This is a genomic window from Cupriavidus nantongensis, from assembly GCF_041726985.1.
GTDB lineage: Bacteria > Pseudomonadota > Gammaproteobacteria > Burkholderiales > Burkholderiaceae > Cupriavidus > Cupriavidus nantongensis_A.
Genome location: NZ_CP168302.1, coordinates 285,382 through 309,662 on the forward strand (window position 1 = coordinate 285,382; position 24,281 = coordinate 309,662).

22 protein-coding genes are annotated in these 24,281 nt (G+C 69.5%); 14 read left to right on the plus strand and 8 right to left on the minus strand.

The features are described from left to right. Positions 1 to 138: 138 nt before the first annotated feature. On the plus strand, positions 139 to 375 hold the full coding sequence (locus tag ACEI37_RS01105; protein WP_373376923.1) for a DUF2795 domain-containing protein: 237 nt from the start codon (positions 139 to 141) through the stop codon (positions 373 to 375). Positions 376 to 414: 39 nt separating this feature from the next. Here the strand turns inward: ACEI37_RS01105 and ACEI37_RS01110 are convergent, their stop codons facing one another. The 3 genes from ACEI37_RS01110 to dkgB all read right to left on the minus strand — a co-directional run bounded on the left by ACEI37_RS01110 (position 415) and on the right by dkgB (position 3,073). Continuing rightward, positions 415 to 801, minus strand: a complete 387-nt coding sequence (locus ACEI37_RS01110; RefSeq protein WP_373376924.1) for a hypothetical protein — start codon at positions 799 to 801, stop codon at positions 415 to 417. 275 nt (positions 802 to 1,076) lie between these two features. Next, positions 1,077 to 2,192: an alkene reductase gene (locus tag ACEI37_RS01115; RefSeq protein WP_373376925.1), complete on the minus strand. Its 1,116-nt coding sequence runs from the start codon at positions 2,190 to 2,192 to the stop codon at positions 1,077 to 1,079. Positions 2,193 to 2,266: 74 nt separating this feature from the next. After that, entirely contained in the window at positions 2,267 to 3,073 is an 807-nt protein-coding gene (gene dkgB / locus ACEI37_RS01120; RefSeq protein ID WP_373376926.1) for a 2,5-didehydrogluconate reductase DkgB, read from the minus strand. Between the two features lie 172 nt (positions 3,074 to 3,245). Between dkgB and ACEI37_RS01125 the strand changes: the two genes are divergently transcribed. Further along, the gene (locus ACEI37_RS01125; RefSeq protein WP_373376927.1) at positions 3,246 to 4,172 is read left to right on the plus strand and encodes a LysR substrate-binding domain-containing protein; all 927 of its coding nucleotides are present in this window, start codon (positions 3,246 to 3,248) and stop codon (positions 4,170 to 4,172) included. A gap of 6 nt (positions 4,173 to 4,178) precedes the next feature. Here the strand turns inward: ACEI37_RS01125 and ACEI37_RS01130 are convergent, their stop codons facing one another. Next, positions 4,179 to 5,087, minus strand: coding sequence for a LysR substrate-binding domain-containing protein (locus ACEI37_RS01130; protein ID WP_373376928.1), 909 nt, complete (start codon positions 5,085 to 5,087; stop codon positions 4,179 to 4,181). Between the two features lie 186 nt (positions 5,088 to 5,273). Between ACEI37_RS01130 and ACEI37_RS01135 the strand changes: the two genes are divergently transcribed. The 11 genes from ACEI37_RS01135 (at position 5,274) to ACEI37_RS01185 (ending at position 17,804) form a co-directional block, all read left to right on the plus strand. Continuing rightward, the gene (locus ACEI37_RS01135) at positions 5,274 to 6,308 is read left to right on the plus strand and encodes an ABC transporter substrate-binding protein (protein ID WP_373376929.1); all 1,035 of its coding nucleotides are present in this window, start codon (positions 5,274 to 5,276) and stop codon (positions 6,306 to 6,308) included. Between the two features lie 52 nt (positions 6,309 to 6,360). After that, on the plus strand, positions 6,361 to 7,440 hold the full coding sequence (locus ACEI37_RS01140; protein WP_373376930.1) for an ABC transporter ATP-binding protein: 1,080 nt from the start codon (positions 6,361 to 6,363) through the stop codon (positions 7,438 to 7,440). Positions 7,441 to 7,474: 34 nt separating this feature from the next. Beyond that, positions 7,475 to 8,356: an ABC transporter permease gene (locus tag ACEI37_RS01145; protein WP_181461153.1), complete on the plus strand. Its 882-nt coding sequence runs from the start codon at positions 7,475 to 7,477 to the stop codon at positions 8,354 to 8,356. A gap of 12 nt (positions 8,357 to 8,368) precedes the next feature. Further along, a complete protein-coding gene (locus ACEI37_RS01150) occupies positions 8,369 to 9,163 on the plus strand; it encodes an ABC transporter permease (protein WP_373376931.1) in 795 nt (264 codons plus the stop codon). A 12-nt stretch (positions 9,164 to 9,175) separates the two neighbouring features. Beyond that, positions 9,176 to 10,312, plus strand: coding sequence for an NAD(P)/FAD-dependent oxidoreductase (locus ACEI37_RS01155; RefSeq protein ID WP_373376932.1), 1,137 nt, complete (start codon positions 9,176 to 9,178; stop codon positions 10,310 to 10,312). Next, on the plus strand, positions 10,302 to 10,670 hold the full coding sequence (locus ACEI37_RS01160) for a (2Fe-2S)-binding protein (RefSeq protein ID WP_373376933.1): 369 nt from the start codon (positions 10,302 to 10,304) through the stop codon (positions 10,668 to 10,670). The genes ACEI37_RS01155 and ACEI37_RS01160 overlap by 11 nt, the downstream gene beginning before the upstream one ends. After that, complete coding sequence (locus ACEI37_RS01165) at positions 10,663 to 12,042, plus strand: NAD(P)/FAD-dependent oxidoreductase (protein WP_373376934.1); 1,380 nt, start codon at positions 10,663 to 10,665, stop codon at positions 12,040 to 12,042. The genes ACEI37_RS01160 and ACEI37_RS01165 overlap by 8 nt, the downstream gene beginning before the upstream one ends. Beyond that, the gene (locus ACEI37_RS01170) at positions 12,032 to 13,201 is read left to right on the plus strand and encodes an NAD(P)/FAD-dependent oxidoreductase (RefSeq protein ID WP_373376935.1); all 1,170 of its coding nucleotides are present in this window, start codon (positions 12,032 to 12,034) and stop codon (positions 13,199 to 13,201) included. The genes ACEI37_RS01165 and ACEI37_RS01170 overlap by 11 nt, the downstream gene beginning before the upstream one ends. A 45-nt stretch (positions 13,202 to 13,246) precedes the next feature. Then, entirely contained in the window at positions 13,247 to 13,600 is a 354-nt protein-coding gene (locus ACEI37_RS01175) for a RidA family protein (RefSeq protein ID WP_373376936.1), read from the plus strand. Positions 13,601 to 13,692: 92 nt separating this feature from the next. Then, positions 13,693 to 17,166, plus strand: a complete 3,474-nt coding sequence (locus tag ACEI37_RS01180; RefSeq protein ID WP_373376937.1) for an adenylate/guanylate cyclase domain-containing protein — start codon at positions 13,693 to 13,695, stop codon at positions 17,164 to 17,166. Further along, positions 17,163 to 17,804, plus strand: coding sequence for a hypothetical protein (locus ACEI37_RS01185; RefSeq protein ID WP_373376938.1), 642 nt, complete (start codon positions 17,163 to 17,165; stop codon positions 17,802 to 17,804). Before ACEI37_RS01180 ends, ACEI37_RS01185 begins: the two co-directional genes overlap by 4 nt. Here ACEI37_RS01185 and ACEI37_RS01190 read toward each other — a convergent pair. From ACEI37_RS01190 to ACEI37_RS01200, 3 genes are all read right to left on the minus strand, one after another. Then, on the minus strand, positions 17,785 to 18,816 hold the full coding sequence (locus ACEI37_RS01190) for a patatin-like phospholipase family protein (protein WP_373376939.1): 1,032 nt from the start codon (positions 18,814 to 18,816) through the stop codon (positions 17,785 to 17,787). The two genes, ACEI37_RS01185 and ACEI37_RS01190, sit on opposite strands and share 20 nt — an antisense overlap. A gap of 169 nt (positions 18,817 to 18,985) precedes the next feature. After that, positions 18,986 to 21,130 carry a molybdopterin cofactor-binding domain-containing protein gene (locus tag ACEI37_RS01195; RefSeq protein WP_373376940.1) on the minus strand — a complete coding sequence of 715 codons (2,145 nt, stop codon included), beginning with the start codon at positions 21,128 to 21,130 and terminating at the stop codon, positions 18,986 to 18,988. Next, positions 21,127 to 21,612: a (2Fe-2S)-binding protein gene (locus ACEI37_RS01200; protein ID WP_373376941.1), complete on the minus strand. Its 486-nt coding sequence runs from the start codon at positions 21,610 to 21,612 to the stop codon at positions 21,127 to 21,129. Before ACEI37_RS01200 ends, ACEI37_RS01195 begins: the two co-directional genes overlap by 4 nt. A gap of 144 nt (positions 21,613 to 21,756) precedes the next feature. Between ACEI37_RS01200 and ACEI37_RS01205 the strand changes: the two genes are divergently transcribed. Continuing rightward, positions 21,757 to 22,623 carry a LysR substrate-binding domain-containing protein gene (locus ACEI37_RS01205; protein WP_373376942.1) on the plus strand — a complete coding sequence of 289 codons (867 nt, stop codon included), beginning with the start codon at positions 21,757 to 21,759 and terminating at the stop codon, positions 22,621 to 22,623. Between the two features lie 150 nt (positions 22,624 to 22,773). Here ACEI37_RS01205 and ACEI37_RS01210 read toward each other — a convergent pair whose 3' ends face one another. After that, on the minus strand, positions 22,774 to 24,264 hold the full coding sequence (locus ACEI37_RS01210) for a M81 family metallopeptidase (RefSeq protein WP_373376943.1): 1,491 nt from the start codon (positions 24,262 to 24,264) through the stop codon (positions 22,774 to 22,776). Between the last annotated feature and the right edge of the window lie 17 nt (positions 24,265 to 24,281).

Below are 24,281 nucleotides of genomic sequence, written 5' to 3' on the forward strand. Positions count from 1 at the left end.
CGGCGCGCGCGGTGGAGTGCTGCGTGAAAGACGCCGGCAGCGCCGTACCCGGCGCGATTGCGCCATGGCATGTGCCTTGCGTTTCGAGATTCCGCATCGGGCGCACGCGCGTTCGACGCAACCTATCGGAGATCGGCCATGGCCAATCACAAGCATCCGCAAGGAAAGCCGCGCACGGATCGATGGGATCCGGCCGCCCTCGAGCAGGCATTGCGCGGCCTGGACTATCCCGCGACGCGCGGCGCGCTGGTTTCCACCGCGCGCGACAACGACGCGGATGACGCGATCGTGGACGCCCTGCTGGGCATACCTGAACAAAACTACCGGGATGCTGAGGAAGTGGCGCAGGCCGTCGCGCGGCACCTCGGCACGTAGTTGGGACCGCCGCGCATGCCAAAAGCTGTACCCGGGATTTCAGCGTCGATCGCTGTATAGCGGATCCAGGTCGTGCCGGAACAGTTTCCGCAGCGGAACGGGGTACTGGAATGCCAGCACGGGCTCCAGGGCACCCTGCTGGCTCCTGAACACCTCGAACAGCCGCCGCCTGCCGTCGCTGTCCCAGCCAAAGACATAGACGTAGGCGCCGCCCCGCCACGCCAGCGTTTCGGCGCCGAACGGCGGGCCCACGTCGGCGAGCGGGCAATAGCGGGCACAAAGCGCCAGGGCAGTCTTTTCCGGTCCGGTGGGCTCATGGCTGGTGGCTGTTTCAAACGATGCGACCAGGCCCGGGGCGAGCGACAGTGAGGGACCGTTGGGGTGTGCCGGCGCTAGGCGGTGAACTGGCGACTGGTGGGCAGGCACTGTCTCACTCCTTTTTCTTGAGAGTTCCATATCGTGCGCCGACGGCACCAGCCGATCAAACGCGAATGATTCGCGCCTTCATATCGCTTTGCTTCTCCCCAAAAAGAAAGCGCCCGCAGGTGGGACCTGGCGGGCGGGCTTTCCTGGATGCGGATGGGCGCATTCGGACCGTGCCGATATTGCCCTGCTATGTCGACCGCAGCATATCCCTCTAAAGCACTACGGCGGCCACTGTGCATCCGGCCGCCGGGCCGTCAGGTTTACCGCGGGCCGGCTCAGGCCGCGGCTTGCGCCAGCGTCGGATAGTCGGTCAGCCCTCGCGCGCCGCCGCCGAACAGCGTGTCGCGCTGGTGCAGCGCCAGCGGCGCGCCGACGCGCAAACGTTCGGGCAGGTCGGGATTGGCGACGAACGGACGGCCGAACGCGACCAGGTCGGCCCAGCCGGCGGCAACGGCTTCGCGCGCACGCTCGGCGTTGTACTTGCCGGCGTAGATCAGCACGCCCGGGAAGGCCCCGCGCAGCCGTTGCTTGAATGCCACCGGCATCAGCGGCGCATCGTCCCAGTCCGCTTCCGCGATATGGAGATAGCCGACGCCCAGTTCGCCCAGCAGCTTCGCGGCGCCAAGGTACGTCGTCTCGGGATCGTCGTCGACGCAGCCGTTGAGCGTGGTCAGCGGCGCCAGGCGGATGCCGACGCGCGACGGGTCGCCGGTACCTTCGATCAAAGCCTGCGTCACTTCGCCGAGGAAACGCAGCCGGTTCTCCAGCGAGCCGCCGTACTGGTCCGTGCGCGCGTTGGCGCCCGAGTCGATGAACTGGTTCACCAGGTAGCCGTTCGCGCCGTGCAGCTCGACCCCGTCGAATCCCGCCGCGATCGCGTTGCGGGCCGCGGCACGGTACTGGTCGACGATCTCGCCGATTTCCTCCACCGTCAGCGCGCGCGGCATCGAGGCCTGGACGAAGCCAGGCGTGCTGCCGTCCTCCCCCGCGATGAAGACATTGACGCCCTGCGCCTGGAGCGGCGACGACGATACCGGTTGCTGCCCGCCCAGCAGGCTGGTGTGGCTGAGGCGGCCAACGTGCCACAGCTGCGCGAAGATGCGGCCGCCGGCGGCGTGGACCGCGCCGGTCACCTTGCGCCATCCGGCCACCTGCGCCGGCGTGTGGATGCCCGGCGTCCAGGCGTAGCCCTTGCCGAGCGGGGCGATATAGGTGCCCTCGCTGACGATCAGGCCCGCGCCCGCGCGTTGCGCGTAGTAGGCGGCCATCAGGTCGTTGGCCTCGTCGCCGGGCTGGCTGGCGCGCGAGCGCGTCATCGGCGGCATGACGATGCGGTTCGGCAGCGTCAGGCCACCCAGTTGCAGCGGTTGAAACAGCGGATCCTTGCTCATGGTGCTTGTCCTGTCAGGTCCGCGGCCAGGGGAGCCGCGAACGGGTCATCGGGAAGGTCGGCGCGTCGGGTCACTCAGTCCCATTGCGGCGCCAGGCCGTCCGGGCTGACCTCGCGGCCATTGCGTTCCAGCGCCGCGATCTGCGCCATGTCGTCTTCGCTGAGGCGCAGGGTCTGCGCCAGCAGGTTGCTGGCCAGGTTCTCGCGCCTGGTCGACGACGGAATCACCGAGTAGCCCAGCTGCAGCGCCCACGCCAGCACCACCTGCGCCGATGTGGCCTGGTGCCGCTGCGCGATCGCGCCGATCACCGGGTCGCTCAGCACCTTGCCGTAGGCAAGCGTCATGTACGACGTCACGTGGATGCCTTCGCGCTGCAGGAACGCCACCAGCTCGCGGTTCTGCAGGTAGGGGCTCAGCTCGATCTGGTTGGTCGCGATCGCATCCTTGCCGACCGCGGCGATGGCCTGGCGGGTCAGCGCGATATTGAAGTTGGAGACCCCGATCTGCCGCGTCAGGCCCTTTTCCTGCGCCTGCGCCAGCGCAGTCATGAAGGTCTCCAGTAGCACGCCGTTGCCGGGCGCCGGCCAGTGGATCAGCGTCAGGTCGACGTAGTCGGTGCGCAGCTTGCGCAGGCTCTCTTCGAGGCTCGGCACGAGCTTGTCCGGGGCGTAGTTGTCGACCCAGATCTTGGTGGTCAGGAACAGCTCGTCGCGGCGCACGCCCGACGCGGCGACGGCCTCGCCGATCTCGGCTTCGTTGCCGTAGATCTGCGCGGTGTCGATGGCACGGTAGCCCAGTTCGAGGCCGTTGCGGACCGAGTCGATGACAACCTGGCCTTGCAGGCGGAAAGTGCCGAGGCCGAAGGCGGGAATCTTGCTCATGGTTTTAGCTCCTGGGGAGAAGACACGGATGGCTGGTTCGATGCAGCCATTGTGCCCACCGGAACTGATGAGATAAACGCCTTTACTGGACAAAAATATTTGACTTGAAATCAAGGATTGCCACGCGCTGCCGCATCGTCTATAAACCAATCTGTCTTGATTCCGGCGAACCATGAAAATCACGCTCGACGAACTGCTGGCCTTTGCGACCGTGGTGGACAGCGGCTCGATCACGGCGGCCGCCCAGCAGCTGGACCTTACCGTCTCGGCCACCAGCCGCACCCTCGCCCGCCTCGAGGAAAAGCTCAAGACCACGCTGCTGCGCCGGACCACGCGCCGCCTCGAGCTGACCGAGGAAGGCCAGGCCTTCCTGCACGACGCGCGCGCCATCATCGACTCGGTCGAAAGCGCGGAAGAACAGATGCTGGCGCGGCGCGAGAAGCCGTCCGGGCGCCTGCGCGTCGACGCCGCGTCGCCGTTCATGCTGCATGTGATCGTGCCGCTGGTGCGCGGCTACCGCGAGCGCTTTCCGCAGGTCGAGCTGGAGCTGAACAGCAACGAGGGCATCATCGACCTGCTCGAGCGGCGCACCGACGTGGCCATCCGCATCGGCCGCCTGAAGGATTCGACGCTGCATAGCCGGCTGATCGGCAACAGCCGGGTGCGCATGCTGGCCAGCCCCGCCTACCTCGACGCGCACGGCCACCCGCGCAAGGCGCAGGATCTCGGCAAGCACGCGCTGCTGGGCTTCAACCAGCCCGAATCGCTGAACGTGTGGCCGATCCTGGGTGCGGACGGCGAGCCCTACCGGATCGAGCCGGCGGTTTGGTCGTCGAGCGGCGAAACGCTCAGGCAGCTGGCGCTGGAAGGCGCGGGGATCGTGTGCCTGTCGGACTTCATGACCGCGCACGACCGCGAGGCGGGCAGGCTGGTGCAGGTGCTGGCGCGCCACACCCAGGACGTGCGCCAGCCGATCCATGCGGTCTACTACCGCAATACCGCGATCTCGGCGCGGATCGCGTCGTTCGTCGACTACCTGGTCGAGGCGATCGGCGGCAAGGGCGGCGCGCGCCAGGCGGCGGCGTGGGCGCAGCCGTGACGTGGCCTACGCCACCACGAACCTGGGATCCAGCCGCGCCAGCGCAAACGCGCGGGTATGCGCGACAAAGGCCTTGAGCAGGATCGACGGCGCGCGCTGCGCAGAGAACAGCACCGAGAAGTCGGTGGTCAGCAAGGGGTCGAACATGCGGAAGCAGACCCCGCTGCCCTTGTACTCCAGCGCGGTGATCGGGTCGATCAGCGCCACACCCAGCCCCTCCTCCACGAACGCGCAGATGCTCCACGACACCTGCGTTTCCACCTGCACCTTGCATTCGATGCCGTAAGAGGCAAAGAGCGCATCGATCTGCAGCCGCGAGTCCAGCACGCGCGGATGCGAGACGAAGCGCTCCCCCGCCAGGTCCGGCGGACGGATGACCTCCTGGCTGGCAAGCCGGTGGCCGGCGGGGATGGCGCACACCATCCGGGTCGACAGCAGCCGCTCGCCGTGCGTGCTTGGGTGGTTCATCGACAGGATCGCAAAGCCCACGTCGCAGCGCTGCTCCGAGACCATGTTGACCACCGTGCGCGACGAGTGCGGCAGCATCGTGATCTGGATCTGCGGGTGGTCCGCCATGAACGCGGCGATCGCGCGCGGCAGGAACGACAGCGCCAGCGCCGGCGCGGCGGCGATCTGCAGCGAGCCGCGCTGCATGTCGCGGATATCCAGCGCGGTCTGCGCGATGCGGTCGATGCCGACCAGCGAGCGCTGCACTTCCTCGAACAGCGCCTGCGCCTCGGCGGTGGGATGCAGCCGGCCGCGCATGCGCTCGAACAGGGAAAACCCTACGGCCTCTTCGAGATCGGCGATCAGCCGGGTCGTCGCCGGCTGCGAGATGTGGAGCATCTCGGCGGCGCGCGTGACGGTCTGGCAAAGCATGACGGCCCGGAAGGCCTCGAGCTGGCGGATTTTCATGCCGCAAGTCTATAACACCATGTTATCGATGGCCTAAAAAAAAGAATTTTTCACGGCCACGGCATCCTCCTAATCTATCCCGACGCCGCATATTTCCGCATGTTCTTCGTTGCGGTGCAACGATAACCCGCCTGCATGGTTTTGGGGATCGATGGCAAGTTGACGGTGCATAACAGGGAGGAAACCATGAAACAGCAAGTTCTCGCCGCGGCCGTGGTCGCGTTGTGCGGCACCTCGGCCGCGCTGGCCCAGCAGCCGACCCTCTACGTCGGTTCGTACGGCGGCTCGACCGAAAAGGTGTTCAAGGAAAAGATCATCCCCGCCTTCGAGACCCGGCATAAGGTCAAGGTGGTCTATGTCGCCGGCAATTCCACCGATACGCTGGCCAAGCTGCAGGCGCAGAAGGCGCGCCAGGAGCTCGACGTGGTGCTGCTCGACGACGGCCCGATGTACCAGGCGCTGCAGCTGGGCTTCTGCGATGCCGTCAAGGATGCGCCGGTCTACAAGGATCTCTACCCGCTGGCGAAGCTCGGCGACAGCAAGGCCACCGGCATCGGTGTGGTGGCGACGGGCCTGGTCTACAACACCGAGGCATTCCGCAAGGCGGGCCTGCCGAAACCGGATTCGTGGGAGGTGCTGGCCGACAAGAAATTCCGCCAGAAGGTCGCGATCCCGCCGATCAGCAATACCTACGGGCTGCAGACGCTGATCATGTTCGCCAAGCTGCGCAAGGGCGGCGACCAGAATATCGAGCCGGGCTTCGCCGCGCTGACGCGCGAGGTCGGACCCAACGTGCTGGCCTGGGAGCCGTCGCCGGGCAAGATGACCGAGCTGTTCCAGAACGGCGACGTCACGCTGGCGGTGTGGGGCAGCGGCCGCGCGCAAAGCCTGAAGGACACCGGCTTCCCGGTGGAATTCGTCTATCCGAAGGAAGGCGCCCCGGCGCTGCTGACCGCCGCTTGCCCGGTGGTGCAGAGCGACGTGGCCGAGGCCTCGCAGGCCTTTATCCAGTACCTGCTCACGCCCGAAGTGCAGACCGTGCTGGCCGACAGCCAGGGCTGGGGACCTGTCAATGCCAAGGTCAGGCTCGAACCGAAGGTGGCCGCCAAGGTGCCGTACGGCAAGGCCCAGATCGACACGCTGCTGCCCACCAACTGGACCGTGGTCAACGAGAAGCGTGCCGAGTGGACCAACCGCTGGAACCGCACTGTCGAGCGCTGAGCCTGCGCCCCGATCGCCCCACGATAGCCACCAGGACTGCCCCCGCAAAACCATGAGCTTCCTCACACTGAGCGGCCTCGCGAAGGCCTTCGGCAGCTTCCATGCCGTTGAACACCTCAGCCTCGATGTCGAGCGCGGCGAATTCCTGTCGCTGCTCGGCCCGTCCGGCTGCGGCAAGACCACCACGCTGCAGATGATCGCCGGCTTCGTCGAACCCACGCGCGGCCGCATCGTGCTGGACGGGCGCGACATCACCGCGCTGCGCCCGGAAAAGCGCGGCATGGGCGTGGTGTTCCAGAGCTACGCGCTGTTTCCGCACATGACCGTGGCTGGCAATATCGGCTTCGGCCTGGAGATGCGCGGCGTGGCCGCGGCCGAGCGCGGCCGCCGCATCGACGAGGCGCTCGAGCTTGTGCGCCTGGGCGGCCTCGGCAAGCGCTATCCGAAGGAGCTGTCGGGCGGCCAGCGCCAGCGCGTGGCGATTGCGCGCGCGCTGGCGATCCGGCCCGAGGTGCTGCTGCTCGACGAGCCGATGTCCAACCTCGATGCCAAGCTGCGCGAGGACATGCATATTGAGCTGCGCGCGATCCAGCGCCAGCTCGGCATCACCACCATCCTGGTCACGCACGACCAGGTCGAGGCCATGACCATGAGCGACCGCATCGCGGTGATGCATGGCGGGCGCATCGTCCAGCTGGCGACGCCGTTCGAAGCCTACGAGCGGCCGCAATCGGCCTTCGCCTCGGGTTTCCTGGGCAAGACCAACAGCCTCGCCGGCGTGGTCGAGAAGACCAACGCACGCTGCTGCGAAGTGCGCCTGGGCGACACGCTGGCGCACGTGCCGCATGAAGGCCGCCAGGTCGGCCGCGAGGTGCAGGTCTATGTGCGCCCGGAGAAGATCCGGCTGGGCCAGTGCGGCGACGGCGGCATTCCCGGCACGGTGCATACGCGGCTGTTCCTCGGCAACCACTGGATGCTGGAGGTCGACAGCGCGCTGGGCCGGCTGCGCGTGAGCCAGCCCAACCTGGGCGCGACCCCGCCGGCGGAGGGCGCGGCGGTCAGCGTGCTTTGGCACGACCACGACCTGCGCGTGCTGACCACGGAAGCCGCGATGGAGGCCCGCCATGTCTGATACCGCCACCCCCAACCTTGCAGGCGCGCACGCGATGGCGGCGCGCGCGCCGGGCAGGCCGTTCGCCGGCGCCGCCCCGTGGCTGCTGTCAGGGCCCGCGCTGCTGCTGTTCTGCGCGATGCTGCTGGTGCCGCTGCTGCTCACGGGCCTGCTGTCGCTGCACGCCTTCGACGGCACCCGCGGCGTGCTGCCGGCGATGACCGCCGCCAACTATCTCGAGATCCTGGGCGACAGCTATTACCACGAGATCTTCCTGCGCACCGCCGGCATGGCGCTGGCGGTGACGGTGCTCGCGGTGGTGTTCGGCGTGCCCGAGACCCTGATCCTGTCGCGCATGCGCAGCCCGTGGCGCGGCCTCTTCCTGATCGTGATCCTCGGGCCGCTGCTGATCTCGGTGGTGGTGCGCACGCTGGGCTGGGCCATCCTGATGGGCAACAACGGCCTGATCAACGAAACCCTGCAGTGGCTGGGCCTGGTCGACGCGCCGGTGAAGCTGGTGTTTACGCAGACTGGCGTGATCATTGCGCTGACGCACGTGATGATGCCGTTCATGGTGATCTCGGTATGGGCCTCGCTGCAGAAGCTGGACCCGCAGGTCGAGCAGGCCGGCCAGGCCTTCGGCGCCTCGCCCTTCACGGTGTTCCGCCGCGTGATCCTGCCGCAGATCCTGCCGGGCATCCTGTCGGGCAGCATCATCGTGTTCGCGCTGTCGGCCTCGGCCTTCGCCACCCCGGCCATCCTGGGCGGGCGCCGCCTCAAGGTGGTGGCCACCGCCGCCTACGACGAATTCCTGAACACGCTGAACTGGCCGCTCGGCGCCGCCATCGCGGTGCTGCTGCTGATCGCCAACGTGATCGTCATCGTCGGCTGCAACCGGCTGGTGGAGCGCCGCTTCCGCCAGGTCTTCGAAGCCTGAGGAGCTGACGCCATGCGCAAGAACGGTCCCCTTTCCCTGCTGTACCACGCCCTGTTTATCGCCTTCATGGTGGCGCCGCTGCTGGTGGTGGTCGCCGTGTCCTTCACCGGCAAGGGCTATATCTCGATGCCCACCGACGGGCTCTCGCTGCGCTGGTTCCGCGCCATTGCCGATGCGCACGAGATCGTCGATGCGATCTGGCTGTCGCTGACGCTGGGCCTGGTCAGCGCCACCATCGCGGTGGCGCTGGCGGTGCCCGCGGCGCTGGCGCTGATCCGCCATCGCTTCCCCGGCCGCGGCGCGCTGATGGCCTTTTTCCTGTCGCCGCTGATGATCCCGCACGTGGTGCTGGGGGTGGCCTTCCTGCGCTTCTTCACCACGCTGGGCGTGACCGGCTCGTTCTTCTGGCTTGCGCTGACGCACGTGGTGGTAGTGATGCCCTACGCGCTGCGCCTGGTGCTGGCCGCCGCCACCGGGCTGGACCGCGATGCCGAGCGCGCCGCGCTGTCGCTTGGCGCCAGCCGCTTCACGGCGTTCCGCCGCGTGGTGCTGCCATTGATCTTGCCCGGCGTGGTGGGCGGCTGGATGCTGTCGTTCATCCAGAGCTTCGACGAGCTGACCATGACCGTCTTCGTCGCCACGCCGGGGACCACCACGCTGCCGGTGGCGATGTACAACCAGATCGCCCAGACCATCGATCCGCTGGTGGCTTCGGTGTCCACGGTGCTGATCGTCGGCACGCTGGTGCTGATGGTGCTGCTGGACCGCATCGTCGGGCTCGACCGCGTGCTGATCGGCAAGAACTGAACTTTGACTGACATGACCACATCCGATCTGATCGTGATTGGCGGCGGCCTGGTCGGCACCGCCATCGCTTACGGCGCCGCCGGGCAAGGCCTGCGCGTGACCGTCCTGGACGAGGGCGACGACGCGCTGCGCGCCTCGCGCGGCAACTTTGGCCTGGTCTGGGTCCAGGGCAAGGGCCTGGGCATGGCGCCTTACGCGCGCTGGACGCTGGGCTCGGCGCGGCTGTGGCCGCAGCTGCGCGATGCGCTGCGCGACGAAGCCGGCATCGATGTCTGCCTGCGGCAGCCCGGCGGCTTCCACCTGTGCTTTTCCGAGGCGGACATGGATGAGCGCCGCCAGCGCCTGCAAAGCATCCAGGACGCGCTGCAGGACGACTATCCGTTCGAGATGCTCGGCCACCGCGAACTCGCGCAACGGCTGCCCGGCGTGGGCCCGGCCGTGGTCGGCGCCAGCTATACGCCGATGGACGGGCACACCAATCCGCTCAAGCTGCTGCGCGCGCTGCATGCCGCCTGCCAGCGGCGTGGCGTGCGTATCGTCGGCCGGCATGCCGCGCACTCGATCACGCGTGAAGCGGGCGGCTTTACCGTCCATGCGGGCGAAGGCGGCCAGGCGCGCTTTGCCGCGCCGCGCGTGGTGCTGGCCGCCGGCCTCGGCAACCGCAAGCTCGCCGCGGAGGTCGGCCTGCATGCGCCAGTGGCACCGAACCGTGGCCAGGTCCTGATCGGCGAGCGCGCCACGCACTTCCTCGATTTCCCCACCACCTACGTGCGCCAGACCGATGAAGGCACGATCCAGCTGGGCGACTCGATGGAGGACGTCGGCTTCGACGACGGCACCACCGCCGGCGTGCTCGCCGACATTGCGCGCCGCGGCGTGCGCAGCTTTCCCGCGCTGGCCGGCCTGAAGCTGGTGCGCGCCTGGGGCGCGCTGCGCGTGATGAGCCCGGATGGCTACCCGATCTACCAGGAAAGCCCGACCTGCCCCGGTGCCTTCGTCACCACCTGCCATAGCGGCGTCACGCTTGCCGCCGCGCACGCGCTGCGCGTCGCCCCGTGGGTGGCCGGCGGCGAACCGCCGCCAGGCATCGACGCATTCACCGGCGACCGCTTCCTGAACTCCAACCAGACCTTCCACCATGCCCACTGATCGCCTGTTCAAACGGATCGCCACGTCCGCAGCCCATGGCGGCGCCGACACCGTGACCATCGAATTCAACGGCGCGCCGCTGCGGGTGCCGGCCGGCTGCAGCGTTGCCGCGGCGCTGCTGGCCAGCGGCGTCACGCGCTTCCGCAATTCGCCGGTCAGCGGCGAGCCGCGCGCGCCGTATTGCATGATGGGCGTCTGCTTCGAATGCCTGATGGAGATCGACGGACAGCCGAGCCGGCAAAGCTGCCTGGTGACGGTGCGCGAAGGCATGCGCGTCCACACCCAGGACGGCGCGCGCACCCTGCCCTTGCCGGCGCCCGCAGAGGCTGGCCACGCCGCGGAGGTGGCCCATGGCTGAACTTGACGTCGACATCGCCATCATCGGCGCCGGCCCGGCCGGCATGGCGGCGGCGGTGGCCGCGGCGGCCAGCGGCGCGCGCGTGGCCCTGCTCGACGAGCAGGAAGCCTGCGGCGGGCAGATCTACCGCGCCATCCAGAGCGCGCCACCGGAACGGCTGCGCATCCTCGGCCCCGACTACGCCGCCGGCCGCGCGCTGGCCGACCGCTTCGCCGCCAGCGGCGCGCAGCACATCACCGGCGCGGCGGTGTGGCAGGTCACGCGCGAGCACACCGTGCACTACTTGCGCCAGGGCCGCGTCGCCAGCCTGCAGGCGCGCCAGGTGATTCTCTGCACCGGGGCCATGGAGCGCCCGTTCCCGATCCCGGGATGGACGCTGCCCGGCGTGCTGACCGCCGGCGCCGCGCAGATCCTGCTCAAGAGCGCCGATGTGGTGCCGGCCGAACCGGTGGTGCTGGCCGGCTGTGGGCCCCTGCTCTACCTGCTCGGCTGGCAATACGTGCGCGCCGGCGTGCCGATCCGCGCCATCGTCGACACCACCGACGGCGCCGACTACCAGCGCGCGCTGGCCCATCTGGGCGGGGCGCTGGCAGGCTGGCGCTACCTGAAGAAAGGCCTGGCGCTGATGCGTGCGCTGAAGCGCGGCGGCGTGCCGTTCTACAAGGGCGCCACGGACCTGGCGGTCGAGGGCGACGAGGCGGTGCGGGCGCTGCGCTTCACCCGCCGCGGGCAGTCGCACCGCATTGCCACGCATGCCGTGCTGCTGCACCAGGGCGTGGTGCCCAATACCCAGTTCAGCTGGGCACTGCGCGCGGCGCACCGCTGGGACGAGACGCAGCTGTGCTGGCAGCCGGTGGTCGACGACTGGGGCGCGCTAGACCTGCCGGGCATCTTCGTTGCCGGCGATGGCCGCGGCATCGGGGGCGCGGTTGCGGCTGCGCTGCAGGGCGAGCTGGCCGGCCTGGCGGCGGCCCATCATGTCGGCCGCCTCGACGCCACGCAACGCGATCGCCAGGCCGCGCCGCTGCGCGCCGCGCTGCGCTCGCACCTGAGCATCCGGCCCTTCCTCGACGCGCTGTACCGCCCCAAGCCCACCAACCGCGTGCCGGCTGACGACGTGGTGGTCTGCCGCTGCGAGGAAGTGACCGCCGGCGCCATCCGCGGCTTCGTCGCGCTGGGCTGCAGCGGGCCCAACCAGGCCAAGTCGTTCGGCCGCTGCGGCATGGGGCCGTGCCAGGGCCGCCAGTGCGGCCTGACGGTCACCGAGATCATCGCCGACGCGCGCGGCGTGCCGCCGCAGCAGGTCGGCTACTACCGCATTCGTCCGCCGATCAAACCCGTGACACTCGGAGAACTGGCCAATGAAGGCTGACGACCGCCACGGCAGCGGGGCCGATGCCGACGTCATCGTCATCGGCGGCGGGCTGCAGGGCACCTCGAGCGCGCTGCACCTGGCGCGCAAGGGCTTGCGCGTGACGCTGCTCGAGGCCGAGTATTGCGGCCGGCACGCGTCGGGCGTCAATGCTGGCGGCGTGCGCACGCTGGGGCGCCACATGGCCGAAATTCCGCTCGCACTGGCTTCGCTCGAGCTGTGGCACCGGCTGGCGGACCTGACCGGCGACGACGCCGGCTTCGTCCCCAGCGGCCAGCTGAAGGTGGCCGAGACCGATGCCGAGCTGGAGATGCTGCGCCGGCGCGTGGCCCAGATCGAAGCCCTGGGCTTTACCCACGAAACGCTGGTAGACGCGCACACGGTACGTACCCTGGTGCCGTCGATCGCACCCCATGTCACGGGGGCGATCTGGGCACGCCGCGACGGCCATGCGCTGCCCTACCGGACCGTCACCGCCTTCCGCCGCGCCGCCGAGGCGGCCGGCGCCGCCATCCATGAAGCCACCCCGGCCGGACGCCTGGAATACGCGCGCGGCCGCTGGCACGTGCACACGCCGCGCGGCGTGTTTCGCGCGCAGCGGCTGGTCAACGCGGCCGGCGCGTGGGCAGGCACCTTCGCCGCGCAGCTCGGCGAGCCGGTGCCGGTCGAGGCCGGCGGACTGATGCTGATGATCACCCACCGCGTGGCGCCGTTCGTCAGGCCGGTGCTGGGCGCGACCGGGCGCGCGCTGTCGTTCAAGCAGTTCGACAACGGCACCGTGCTGATCGGCGGTGGCCTGCGGTGCCCCGCCGACTCCCGGGCCCGCCATGGCGAAGTCGACATGCTCAGTCTCGGCACCAGCGCGCAGACCGTGACCGCGCTGTTCCCGCACCTGGGCCCGCTTGGCATCAATCGCGTCTGGGCCGGGGTCGAGGCCTTCCTGCCGGACCAGATACCGGTGATCGGGCCGAGCCGGTCGGCACCGGACGTGGTGCATGCCTTCGGCTTCTCCGCGCATGGCTTCGAACTCGGCCCCATCGTGGGACAGATCGTTGCCGACCTTGTCACCGAAGGCCGCACCGCCCTGCCGATCGACGCCTTTGCCGTCGACCGTTTCGACAAACCGCGCAGCGACACGGCCGGCGCGCTGCGCGACTAGCTTCCAGCCGGCTCCTTATCCAACTTTTTTCCCGAGGTCTTACGGATGAGCAATATCCAGCGCTTCCAGTCCAACAAACGTCTTTCCCGCCTCGTCGTGCATCACGGCGTGGTGTACGTGGCCGGCGTCACGGCCACCGATCCTTCCGGCGATATCGGCGCGCAGACGCGCGATGTGCTGGAGAAGATCGACGGCTACCTCGCCAGCGTCGGCAGCGACCGTACCCGGCTGCTGTCGGCGCAGATCTGGCTCAAGGATATCGGCAAGGATTTCGCCGGCATGAACGCCGCCTGGGAAGCCTGGATCCCAGAGGACGCCGTGCCCACGCGCGCCACTTGCGAGGCCAGGCTGGCGCGGCCCGAGCTGCTGGTGGAGATCATCGTGACGGCGGCGGTCTGACCCAGCGCGTGCGGCCCCCTTGCCACCTCCCGCCATCCCGACTGTAATAGGCTTAGGTACCGTCAGGCTGGCAACGACGGCCGGGAGGCAACATGCGCTGCACCCGTTGCGGCTTCGGCAACCTTGCCGGGGCCAATTTCTGTGAGGCGTGCGGCGCGCGCCTTGCCCGCGTGTGCCCGCAATGCGGCGCCGAGGCCACTGCCGCGGCGCGATTCTGCCGCGTCTGCGGCGTCGCCCTGACCGACGCGCCCGCCACTACTGCGCCCGCGCCTGCCGCGCCGCGCCAGGACAGTCCGGCGCCGGTCCACTACACCCCGCCGCACCTGGCCGGGCGCATCCTGGCCGAGCAGGCGGCAATGGAAGCCCGCGGCGAAACCGCCGGCGAGCGCAAGACCATCACGGCGCTGTTTGCCGACATGGCCGGCTCCACCGCGCTGACCCAGGACCTGGACCCGGAGGACGCACGCCGGCTGATCGATCCCGTGGTGACGCTGATGATGGAAGCGGTCCACCACTACGAGGGCTACGTCGCCAAGTTCCTCGGCGACGGCATCCTGGCGCTGTTCGGCGCGCCCATCGCGCACGAGGACCACGCGCTGCGCGCGCTCTACGCGGCGCTGCGCATGCAGGATGCGATGCACCGGCACAGCGACCGCGTGCGCCTGGAGCAAGGCATTCCGCTGCAGGTCCGCATCGGCATCCACACCGGCGAGGTGGTGGTGCGCTCGATCCGCAAGGACGACCTGCACACCGACTACGATCCGGTCGGGCACACCATCCATATCGCCTCGCGCATGGAAGGCATTGCCACGCCGGCGTCGATCCTGGTGAGCGAGTCGACCCACAAGCTGACCGAAGGCTATTTCGAGTTCAAGGCGCTGGGCACCACCAGCGTCAAGGGCGTGCGCGAACCGCTGGCGGTGTACGAGGTCATCGGCCCGGGAGCCTTGCGCACGCGGCTGCAGGTGGCCGCGCACCGCGGCCTGGCGCGCTTCGTCGGGCGCCAGGACGAGCTGGCGCACCTGAACGCGGCGCTGGAGCAGGCCAAGGCCGGCCACGGGCGCATCGTCGCGGTGGTCGGCGAGGCCGGGGTCGGCAAGTCGCGGCTGTTCCATGAATTCAAGGTCAGGTCGCAGCAAGGCTGCCTGGCGCTGGAGACGTTCTCGGTCTCGCATGGCAAGGCCTTTGCCTACCTGCCGCTGATCGAGATGCTGAAGAACTATTTCCAGATCACCGCGCACGACGGCGACCGTGCCTGCCGCGAGAAGCTGACCGGCAGGCTGCTGACGCTGGACCGCTCGCTGGAAGAGCACCTGCCCTACCTGCTCTACCTGCTCGGCGTGGTCGAGCCCGACTCGCAGCTGCCGACCATGGACCCGGCCCTGCGGCGCCAGCGCACCTTCGACGCGATTGCGCGGCTGCTGGTCCGTGAAAGCCAGAACCAGCCGCTGGAAGTCATCTTCGAAGACCTGCAGTGGCTGGACGGCGAGACCGAGGCCTTCCTCAACATGCTGGTCGAGCACGTGCCCGGCGCGCGCATCGTGCTGCTGGTGAACTACCGGCCCGAGTACAGCCACCGCTGGGAAGCGGGCGCGCATTACTCGCAGCTGCGGCTGCAGCCGCTGGGCCAGGCCGAGGCGCAGGAGCTGCTGACCGCGCTGCTCGGCGACGACCCCAGCCTGGCGCCGCTGAAGCGGCTGATCCTCGACAAGACCGAAGGCAATCCCTTCTTCATGGAGGAAGTGGTCCAGACCCTGGCCGAGGAAGGCGCGCTGCTGGGCCAGCCGGGCAGCTACCGCATCGAGAAGGCGCCGGCCCTGCTGCACATCCCGACCACCGTGCAGGGCGTGCTCGCCGCCCGTATCGACCGGCTGCCGCTGGCGCAGAAGGAGCTGCTGCAGACCCTCGCCGTGATTGGCAAGGAGTTTCCGCTGGGCCTGGTGCTGCGCGTCACTGGCCTGCCCGAAGAGCGCCTGCATCCGCTGCTGCGCGATCTGCAGGGCGCCGACTTTATCTACGAACGCCCTGCCTTCCCCGAGGTGGAGTACGCCTTCAAGCACGCGCTGACCCAGGAAGTGGCCGGCAGCTCGTTGCTGACCGAGCGCCGCAGCGCCCTGCATGAAAGCTCGGCGCAGGCGATCGAGGCGATGTTCCACGGCCGGCTCAAGGACTACTGCAGCGAACTCGCCCACCACTACAGCCACAGCGGCAATGTGCCGAAGGCGGTCGAGTATCTGCACTGCGCCGGCCAGCAGGCGCTGCAGCGCTCCGCGCAGGAGGAAGCGATCCGGCACCTGAGCGAGGCCATTGCCCTGCTAAAGCGCCAGCCCGACAGCGCCGAGCGAGCGCGGCTGGAACTGACGCTGCTGCTGACGCTGGGGCCCGCGCTGATCGCGGCGCGGGGCCAGGCCTCGCCCGAGGTCGAGGCCAACTACCGGCGCGCGATGTCGCTGTGCGAGCAAGGGCGGCAGACGCCCTATGTGTTCTCGGCGCAGCTGGGCATGTGGGCGTTCTACCAGCTGCGCGCGCAATACCAGGTGTCGCTGCCGCTGGCGCGGCGCCTGCTGGCGCTGGCCACCGAGTCGCAGAAGCCCAAGCAGCTGGCCGAAGGCCACCGCGCATTGGGCGCCACGCTGTTCCGCCTGGGCCTGCTGGAAGAGGCGCGCGCGCATATGGAGGCCGTGCTGGCGGTGCCGCACCCCGAGCACTCCGCCTACGACTTCCTGACCGGCTACGGCCGCGACCCGATGGTCCATGCCACCAGCACGCTGGCCTGGATCCTGTGGTACCAGGGCCTTGCCGACCAGGCGCTCGCGCGCAGCCGCGAGGCCCTGGCGCTGGCCCGCGCGCGCCCGGACGCCTACAACCTGGCGCTGTGCCTGGTGTTCGCGGCGGAACAGTACCGCTGGCGCCGCGATCCCGCGCAGGCCCGGGAATATGCCGACGCTGCCATCGCCATTTCGTGCGAACAGGGCTTCCCGATCTACCTGGCCTGGGGCACCGTGCTGCAGGGCTGGGCGCTGTCCGAGCAGGGCAGCCACGAGGAAGGCATTGCGCGGATGCGACGCGGCCTGGCCGCCTACGAGGCCACCGGCGGCGAACTCGGCATGCCGAACCTGCTGGCGATGCTGGCCGAGGCCTGCGGCAAGGCCGGCCAGCCCGCTGCCGCGCTTGACGTGCTGACGCGCGCGCAGGCCATGATCGAAGAGACCGGCGAACGGCTCGATGAAGCCGCCGTCTATCGGCTGCGCGGCGACCTGCTGCTGCAGCTGGCCGCGCCCGATCCCGGCGCCGCCGCCAGCCATGAAGCCGAGGCCTGCTTCCAGCGCGCGCTCGCGGTCGCGCACGGCCAGGGCGCCAGGCCGCTGGAACTGCACGCCGCGCTCAGCCTGGCCCGGCTGTGGCAGCGCCAGGGCAAGGGCGCCGCCGCGCGCGAAGCGCTGGCACGCGTCCACGCCAGCTTCAGCGAGGGCACCGATGGCGCCGACTGGCAGGAGGCGCGGGCCCTGCTTGCCGAACTTGCCAACGACGACGCGGCCCGCGACCCGGGTCCGGCGCGCGCATGAGCACCGCCGCCGCCAACCCGCTGCAAGAGCGCTTTGTTGCGCTCTGGACGCTGGCGGGCGGCACCCGCGCGGCGGAGGCGTATGCCGACCTGGCGCGCTGCTATGGCGAGCCGACCCGGCACTACCACACCCTGGACCATGTGCGCCGCTGCCTGCACGACCTCGACTGGGCGCGCAGCGCAATCCCCGATGCCGCCGACGTGGAGCTGGCGCTGTGGTGCCATGACGTCATCTACGTGCCCGGCGCCGCCGACAATGAAGCGCGCAGCGCCGCGTGGCTGCAGCACTGGTCAGCCGGCACGGTCGGCACGGCCGCACGCGTCGCCACGCTGATCCTGGAAACCACGCACGCCGACGTGCCCGCCAGCCTGGCCGGGCGCTTCACCGCAGACATCGACCTGGCCGCGCTGGGATACAGCCGCGCGCGCTTCGAGGACAACGGCGCGCGCCTGCGCGCCGAGCGCACCGACCTGGACGATGCCGCCTATGACGCCGCCGAGCGTGCCTTCCTGCAGCGCCTGCTGGACAGTCCCCGCATCTATGCCACCGACCTGTTCCAGTCGCGCTACGAGGCACAGGCGCGTGCCAATCTGGCCTGGCGCCTGGCCCAGCCGGCGCCTACAGGAATTCGCCGGTGATATCGACGCTGGAGCGCTGGCCCACGCAGTCATAGTTGCGATCGAGCCAGAGCGTGGCGGCCTGCCGGCCCTGGTCGCGCAGCGTGCACAGGAAGGCCCAGTCGGCGTTGTACTTGGTCGAGACCCCGAGCGACGCCATGGTCTCGTCCGAGCGGATCGAATGGATCCACATCTCCTTCATCTCGTTGCGGTCGATCTTGCCCTGCTGGATCAGCGTGGTGACGAAGCCGATCGCGCGCATCTCGCGCATCAATGACGAGTTGAAGCTGACCTCGTTGACCCGGTTCAGGATCTCCGCCGCCGTGGTTGGCACGCCGCGGCGCACGATCGGGTTGATGTGGACGATCACGACATCGTGGGTCTCGCAGTGATAGATCAGCGGAAAGATCGCCGGGTTGCCGACATAGCCCCCGTCCCAGTAATGCTGGCCGTCGATGCTGACCGCCTGGAACAGCGTGGGCACGCAGGCCGAGGCCAGCACCGCGTCGACGCTCAGCTCTTCCTGCGCGAAGATGCGGATGCGGCTGGTCTCGATATTGGTCGCGCAAAGGTACAGCCGGATCGGGCAATGCGCGCGCAGCGCCGCGAAATCCACCTGGCCGAGCAGCACGTCGCGCAGCGGATTGGCATTGCCCGGATTGAACTGGTACGGCGACAGCAGCCGCAGCGTGATGTCGGCCATGGCGTACAGCGGGGAATGGTTCAGCCCCAGCGTATGGCTGCCCTTGAACCACGGCAGCCAGCGCAACGGATTGAAGCGCTGCGCCGAATGCGCGATGGCCTGCCAGAAGTCGTACAGGGCCTGGCGCGCGCCGTCGCTGCCGCCCTGCATCAGGCCATAGGCCAGCACCGTGCCGTTCATCGCGCCGGCGCTGGTGGCGCTGACGCCCTCGATCACCAGCCGGCCATCTTCCAGCAGGCGGTCCAGCACGCCCCAGGTAAATGCGCCATGCATGCCGCCGCCTTGCAAGGCCAGCGCCACGGGCTTGGCTTGGACAGGCTCGGGCGGCATAGGCGTGTTCCCCTGGGCGGCGACAAGGCGCCATGCTCCAGTGTAGGGAAGAACCGCGCCCGGGGCGTAGGGCGCCGTGCGAGGTATGACACACAGCACGGCGCCGCTACGTCATGATAGTCCCCGCGATCGTGGCAGCGGCATCACTTGCGCACATACCCGCGCCCCGCTATGCCAGCTCGAACCCGTGCCGCGCCAGCGGCAGCGAGCGCAGGCGCTGGCCGGTCGCGGCAAACAGCGCATTGGCCAGCGCCGGTGCCAGCGTCGGCACCGCCGACTCGCCCACGCCGCCGATGCGCTCGCCGCTGGAGGCCAGCAGCGCCTCGAAGCGCGGCGTTTGCGCCAGCCGCAACAGCGGATAGTCGTGGAAGTTGGCTTGCTGCACGCGCCCGTCGGCAATGGTGATGGCGCCAGTCATGGCCGCGCTCAGGCCCCAGATGCTGGCGCCCTCCAGCTGGCGCTCGACCGTCGCGGGGTTGATCACCGTGCCGCAGTCGATGGCATTGACGACGCGGTGCAGCGTGATGCGCTGGCCCTGCACCGACAGCTCCACCACCGTCGCGCACAGCGAGCCCCACGCCTGCGACAGCGCCACGCCGTGGAAGCGCCCTGCCGGCGCGCTGCCCCAGCCGACGTGCTGCGCCAGGCGCTGCAGCAAGCGCGCCGGACGCGGACGGTCGGCCAGCAGGTTCAGCCGGAACTGCAGCGGATCGGCTTTGGCGTGATGGGCCAGTTCGTCGATGAAGCTTTCGGCGAAGAAGGTGTTCTGCGTGTAGCCCACGCCGCGCCAGAAACCCACCGGCACGGCGGTATTGACCATGGCATGGCGCACCGCCACGTGGGGCAGCGCGTAAGGCAGGTCCACCACCCCTTCGACCGACTTGGGGTCGACCCCGCCCTTGACCCGGTCCGGGAAGTTGCGGACATAGATCGACGAGCACGCCAGGCGCGCATCCAGCGCGCGGATGCCGGCCGCGTCCGGGGCCAGCACCGCGCTGAAGCGCGCCGCCGCCGCGGGCCGGTAGAAGTCGTGCTGGATGTCTTCCTCGCGCGACCAGATCAGCTTGACCGCCTGCCCCGCCGCCTTCGACGCCAGCGCGGCCTGGACAAAGACATCGAACTCCTCGCGCCTGCCAAAGCCGCCGCCGACGAAGGTCCCGTGCACGGCGATACGGTCGGCGGGCAGCCCCAGCACGCCCGACAGCCGCTGCGCGATCTCGCCGCAGACCTGGGTCGGGCCCCAGATCTCGGCGCGGTCGGCGCGCACGTCGGCGGTGGCGTTCATCGGCTCCATGGTGGCATGGGCGAGATACGGGACTTCGTATTCGGCGGTGTAGGCCTGTGCGCCCTGCATCTGCGTGTCAGGATCGCCCTGGCGCAGCGCCATCGCCGAAGCGCTGCGCGCGGCATCGCGGTACCCTGTCATCAGCGCCGCGTCGCTGGCCGGCTTGCCTTGCGGCAGCTGCCAGTCCGGTTGCAGCGCGGCCAGGCCCTTGCGTGCGGTCCAGTAGCTATCCGCCAGCACCACCACGGCATCGTCCAGCGGCACCACGCGCCGCACGCCGCGCACTGCCAGCGCAGGCCGGGCATCGACCCGTCGCAGCGTGCCGCCGAAGGCCGGGCACGCCATCACCGAACCGACCAGCATGCGCGGCACCTTGACGTCGACGCCGAACACCGCGGCGCCGCGTGTTTTCAGCGGAATGTCGAGCCGGTCCGTCGGGCGACCCAGCAGCTTCCAGTCGCGCGGCTCCTTCAGCGCCACATTGGCCGGGCGCGGCAGCGTGGCCGCGCGCGCGGCGAGCGCACCGTAGCCAAGCGTGCGCCCGCTGGGCTCGTGCCGCACCACGCCCTGCGCGGCACGGCACTGCGCCACCGGTACGCTCCAGCTTTGCGCGGCGGCCTCGCGCAGCATCTCGCGCGCGGTGGCGCCGATGCGGCGCAGCGGTTCGAACGACCAGCGCGCCGAGGTACTGCTGGCGGTCGCCTGCACCTTGAACATGCGGTTGTTGTAGACCGGGTCGGTCGGTGCCAGCTCGGCGCGCACCTGGCGCCAGTCGCACTCCAGCTCTTCGGCGATCAGCATGGGGGCGGAGGTCATCACGCCCTGCCCCAGCTCGGCCGACGGCACCATGATGGTCACGCTGCCGTCGGCATCGATGCGCAGCCAGGCGTTGACGTCGTCCGGATCCCGCGCAGGCGCGCCGGCGTCGGCGGCCTTCGCCAGCGGCAGGTGGAAGCCCAGCACCAGCGCCGCGGGCATGGCGCCGGCGGCTTGCAGGAAACGGCGGCGGCTTGTGTTGGGATGCCTCACGATGACGCCCTCCCCTTCGGGTCGCCCGCGTTCTGCGCGGTTGCGGCGCGGAGGATGGCGCGTTCGATGCGCGGATAGGTGCCGCAGCGGCACAGGTTGGTGATGCCGGCGCGGATATCCTCCGGCCGCGGCGACGGGTTGTCCTTCAGCCAGGCGCAGGCGGCCATGATCATGCCCGACTGGCAATAGCCGCACTGCGGCACCTGTTCGGCAATCCAGGCACGCTGGACCGGATGCGAATTGTCGGCAGACAATCCTTCGATGGTAGTGATGTCGGCGCGCGCCACGCTGCCGACAGGCGTAATGCAGGCGCGCACCGCCTTGCCGTCGACATGCACGGTGCAAGCGCCGCAAAGGCCGGCACCGCAGCCGAACTTGGTGCCGGTATAGCCCAGGTAATCGCGCAGCACCCACAACAGGGGCATGTCGCGTTCGGCCTCGACGGCGTGGCGCTTGCCGTTGATCTTCAACTGCAGTTTCATGGGGGTCTCCTCGTTGCGCACCGGCTTCGGGGCGGCCGGTTCGGCTGCGGGCCAGTATCGGCCGGGCGGCATGGCAGGACAATCGACTTGTTTTGCCAGCACCTGTGAGGCAAGATCACAGCCATGATCCGCAGGCTCCCCTCGATGCAAGTGCTCCAGGCCTTTGCCGCCACCGCGCGCACCGGCAGCATGACGCGCGCCGCCGATGCGCTGTGCGTGACGCATGGCGCCATCAGCCGGCATATCCGTGCGCTGGAGTCACAGCTGGGCTGCACCCTGTTCCTGCGCGCCGGCCGGCAGCTGGAGCTGACCGCAACCGGCCGTGAACTCGCCGACGACCTCGATCGCGCCCTGCGCGCGGTAGAGCTGTCACTGGCCGGCGCCGCCGAGCGGCGCGCGCGCGAACGCCAGTCGCTGCATGTCAATGTCAGCCCCGAACTGGCCGGCGCCTGGCTGGTGCCCAAGCTGCCGCAACTGCGCGAGGCACTGCCCGGCCTGGACCTGTCCATCGCCGCCAGCAACGAGGACCCCGACTTTGCCCGTTCCGACCTGGACGTCAGCCTGCGCTACGGCCCCGCGCCCTTCACCGGCTACCAGTGCCTGAAGCTGCTGGACGACGACATCATCGTGGTCTGCAGCCCCGGCTTCGCCCAGCGGCATGCCGGCATGACCGCGGCCGACGCCGCGCACCTGCCGCGGCTGCGGCACGCGCGCTTCCGCTGGTCGCAGTGGGGCGCCGCCGCGGGCGTGATATTGGAAGAGCCCGAAGACGGCATCGTGTTCGACTGCCGTGCGCTGCTGATCGAAGCTGCGGCCAGCGGGATGGGGCTGGCGCTTACGCGCGCCTTGCTGGCACGGGAGGCTATTGCCGCGGGGCGGTTGGTGCGGCCTCTGGTTGCGAGTTTTCCGGCCAGCCATAATTGCTACATCGTCTGGCGTGGGGATAATCCGAAGCAGGGGTTGATTCGGGGCTTTGCGGATTGGTTGCGGGAGGTGGCGGTGCGGGGGTGAGGGAGGACTGCGGCCGGGATGTCGTGCTTGGCGGGCGCCGCTGTTTCGCCGGCGTAGCCCACTTGTTTTCTCCCCTCTCCCGCTTGCGGGAGAGGGGCCGGGGGAGAGGGCCGGCGCATCAACGAAGTCAACCGCATCAGCCCTCGCAGACTATCCCGCCCAGTCAGCCGCAGCATCCAGCGGATAAACCGGCCTCTCAACCCGCCGGAACGGAAACCGCTCATAGCGCGAACTGGTAACCCCCTCCCCGTCGCACTCCACCACCGCCTTCGCAATCGGCACGAACACCGGCCTGCAGTACATGCGCGACTTCAGCAGCAGGAACCTGGCCCGATGCGGATCGATGCCGATATGGGTGAAGATCCCCAGGTCCCAATGCTCTTGCGGGGTCTCGGTGACCACCACCTGCGCCGCGCCGATGTCGAGCAAGGCGGTGCGTCCCATGCGGATGCGCTGCCCGGTGTAGGTCGGCCCGGTGATGGTGTACTCGCCGTCGCTGATCGCGGCGACCGTGCCGGTCAGCGGCCGGCTGTGGGGATAGACCTCCAGCTGGGGCAACGCCACCTTGTCGCCGACCGGCAGCGTGATGCCGGCGCCGACGCCGGCGTCGACCAGCGCCGCCACCGCCTCCGGGTCGCATACGGGTCCGACCGCGATGCCGGTCAGGCCTTGCGCCAGCGCTTCGTGCAGCACCGCCATGTTATCGCAGGTGCCGCCCGACATGCAGTTGTCGCCATGGTCGAGCAGCAGCACTGGCCCTTCATGCGCACCGTCGGGGCTGTCGGCAAGCTGCGCGGCGCGCGCGATGGAGCTGGCGAGCGGCTCGGCCTGGTAGGAGAAGGCATCGCGCTCGGCCCACGCCTGTGCCGCGATCCGGCTGGCGACCTCGTCAGCCCGGGCCGGGTCACCGTCGCCGACGACGATCACGCTCAGGCAGGGCGCGGCGATGTCGGCCAGGCCGAAGCCCGCCAGCACCGACACCGCCAGCATGCCGTCGCGCTCGGCCTCGCGCGCCAGCGCGACGGCACGCTGCATGGCGCCTTCGTCGGTGCGGCTGCGCAGCGTGTGCGTGATCAGCGGCGGGCGCCGCCACGCCATCACCGGGCGCACGCGTCCCGCGACCATCTCGAGCAGCAGCCGGCCAGCGTGCTCGCCGGTTTCATACATGTCCACGTGTGGGTAGGTCTTGAAGCTGACCGCGATGTCGGCATGGTCGACCAGCGTCTGCGTGATGTTGCCGTGCAGGTCCAGGGCCACCGCGACCGGCGCGTGCGGCAGCACGGCGCGCAGGCGGCGCAGCAGGTCGCCTTCGCCGTCGTCGCTGTTCTCGGCCACCATCGCGCCGTGCAGGTCGAGCATCACCGCATCGCAACCGTGGGCCGCGGCGATGATGGTGTCGCACAGGTGCGTATAGGCCTCGGCGGCGACGCGTCCGCTGGGGTTGGCGCCGGCGATCACCGGCACCACGATCGCGGCGCCGGCGGCTTCGGCCAGGTCGATAAAGGCGGCGGCCGCGGTGCGGGTGCCTTTGGCGGCACGATAGGCGTCGTCGCCATAGGCCGGGGTGAATGCGGCCAGCGGCGTCCGCACCGGTGAAAAGGTGTTGGTCTCGTGGTTGAGTCGGGCAATCAGGATCTTCATCGGGCAGTCCGTTCCGG

Excerpts from the sequence above, each read along its gene's own strand:
- ACEI37_RS01185 (WP_373376938.1), top strand. The coding sequence starts at position 17,163 with ATGAGCACCGCCGCCGCCAACCCGCTGCAAGAGCGCTTTGTTGCGCTC.
- ACEI37_RS01135 (WP_373376929.1), top strand. The coding sequence starts at position 5,274 with ATGAAACAGCAAGTTCTCGCCGCGGCCGTGGTCGCGTTGTGCGGCACC.
- ACEI37_RS01140 (WP_373376930.1), top strand. The coding sequence starts at position 6,361 with ATGAGCTTCCTCACACTGAGCGGCCTCGCGAAGGCCTTCGGCAGCTTC.
- ACEI37_RS01160 (WP_373376933.1), top strand. The coding sequence starts at position 10,302 with ATGCCCACTGATCGCCTGTTCAAACGGATCGCCACGTCCGCAGCCCAT.
- ACEI37_RS01210 (WP_373376943.1), bottom strand. The coding sequence starts at position 24,264 with ATGAAGATCCTGATTGCCCGACTCAACCACGAGACCAACACCTTTTCA.
- ACEI37_RS01175 (WP_373376936.1), top strand. The coding sequence starts at position 13,247 with ATGAGCAATATCCAGCGCTTCCAGTCCAACAAACGTCTTTCCCGCCTC.
- ACEI37_RS01125 (WP_373376927.1), top strand. The coding sequence starts at position 3,246 with ATGAAAATCACGCTCGACGAACTGCTGGCCTTTGCGACCGTGGTGGAC.
- ACEI37_RS01155 (WP_373376932.1), top strand. The coding sequence starts at position 9,176 with ATGACCACATCCGATCTGATCGTGATTGGCGGCGGCCTGGTCGGCACC.
- ACEI37_RS01200 (WP_373376941.1), bottom strand. The coding sequence starts at position 21,612 with ATGAAACTGCAGTTGAAGATCAACGGCAAGCGCCACGCCGTCGAGGCC.
- ACEI37_RS01115 (WP_373376925.1), bottom strand. The coding sequence starts at position 2,192 with ATGAGCAAGGATCCGCTGTTTCAACCGCTGCAACTGGGTGGCCTGACG.
- dkgB (WP_373376926.1), bottom strand. The coding sequence starts at position 3,073 with ATGAGCAAGATTCCCGCCTTCGGCCTCGGCACTTTCCGCCTGCAAGGC.
- ACEI37_RS01190 (WP_373376939.1), bottom strand. The coding sequence starts at position 18,816 with ATGCCGCCCGAGCCTGTCCAAGCCAAGCCCGTGGCGCTGGCCTTGCAA.
- ACEI37_RS01105 (WP_373376923.1), top strand. The coding sequence starts at position 139 with ATGGCCAATCACAAGCATCCGCAAGGAAAGCCGCGCACGGATCGATGG.
- ACEI37_RS01165 (WP_373376934.1), top strand. The coding sequence starts at position 10,663 with ATGGCTGAACTTGACGTCGACATCGCCATCATCGGCGCCGGCCCGGCC.
- ACEI37_RS01150 (WP_373376931.1), top strand. The coding sequence starts at position 8,369 with ATGCGCAAGAACGGTCCCCTTTCCCTGCTGTACCACGCCCTGTTTATC.
- ACEI37_RS01205 (WP_373376942.1), top strand. The coding sequence starts at position 21,757 with ATGCAAGTGCTCCAGGCCTTTGCCGCCACCGCGCGCACCGGCAGCATG.
- ACEI37_RS01170 (WP_373376935.1), top strand. The coding sequence starts at position 12,032 with ATGAAGGCTGACGACCGCCACGGCAGCGGGGCCGATGCCGACGTCATC.
- ACEI37_RS01130 (WP_373376928.1), bottom strand. The coding sequence starts at position 5,087 with ATGAAAATCCGCCAGCTCGAGGCCTTCCGGGCCGTCATGCTTTGCCAG.
- ACEI37_RS01180 (WP_373376937.1), top strand. The coding sequence starts at position 13,693 with ATGCGCTGCACCCGTTGCGGCTTCGGCAACCTTGCCGGGGCCAATTTC.
- ACEI37_RS01145 (WP_181461153.1), top strand. The coding sequence starts at position 7,475 with ATGGCGGCGCGCGCGCCGGGCAGGCCGTTCGCCGGCGCCGCCCCGTGG.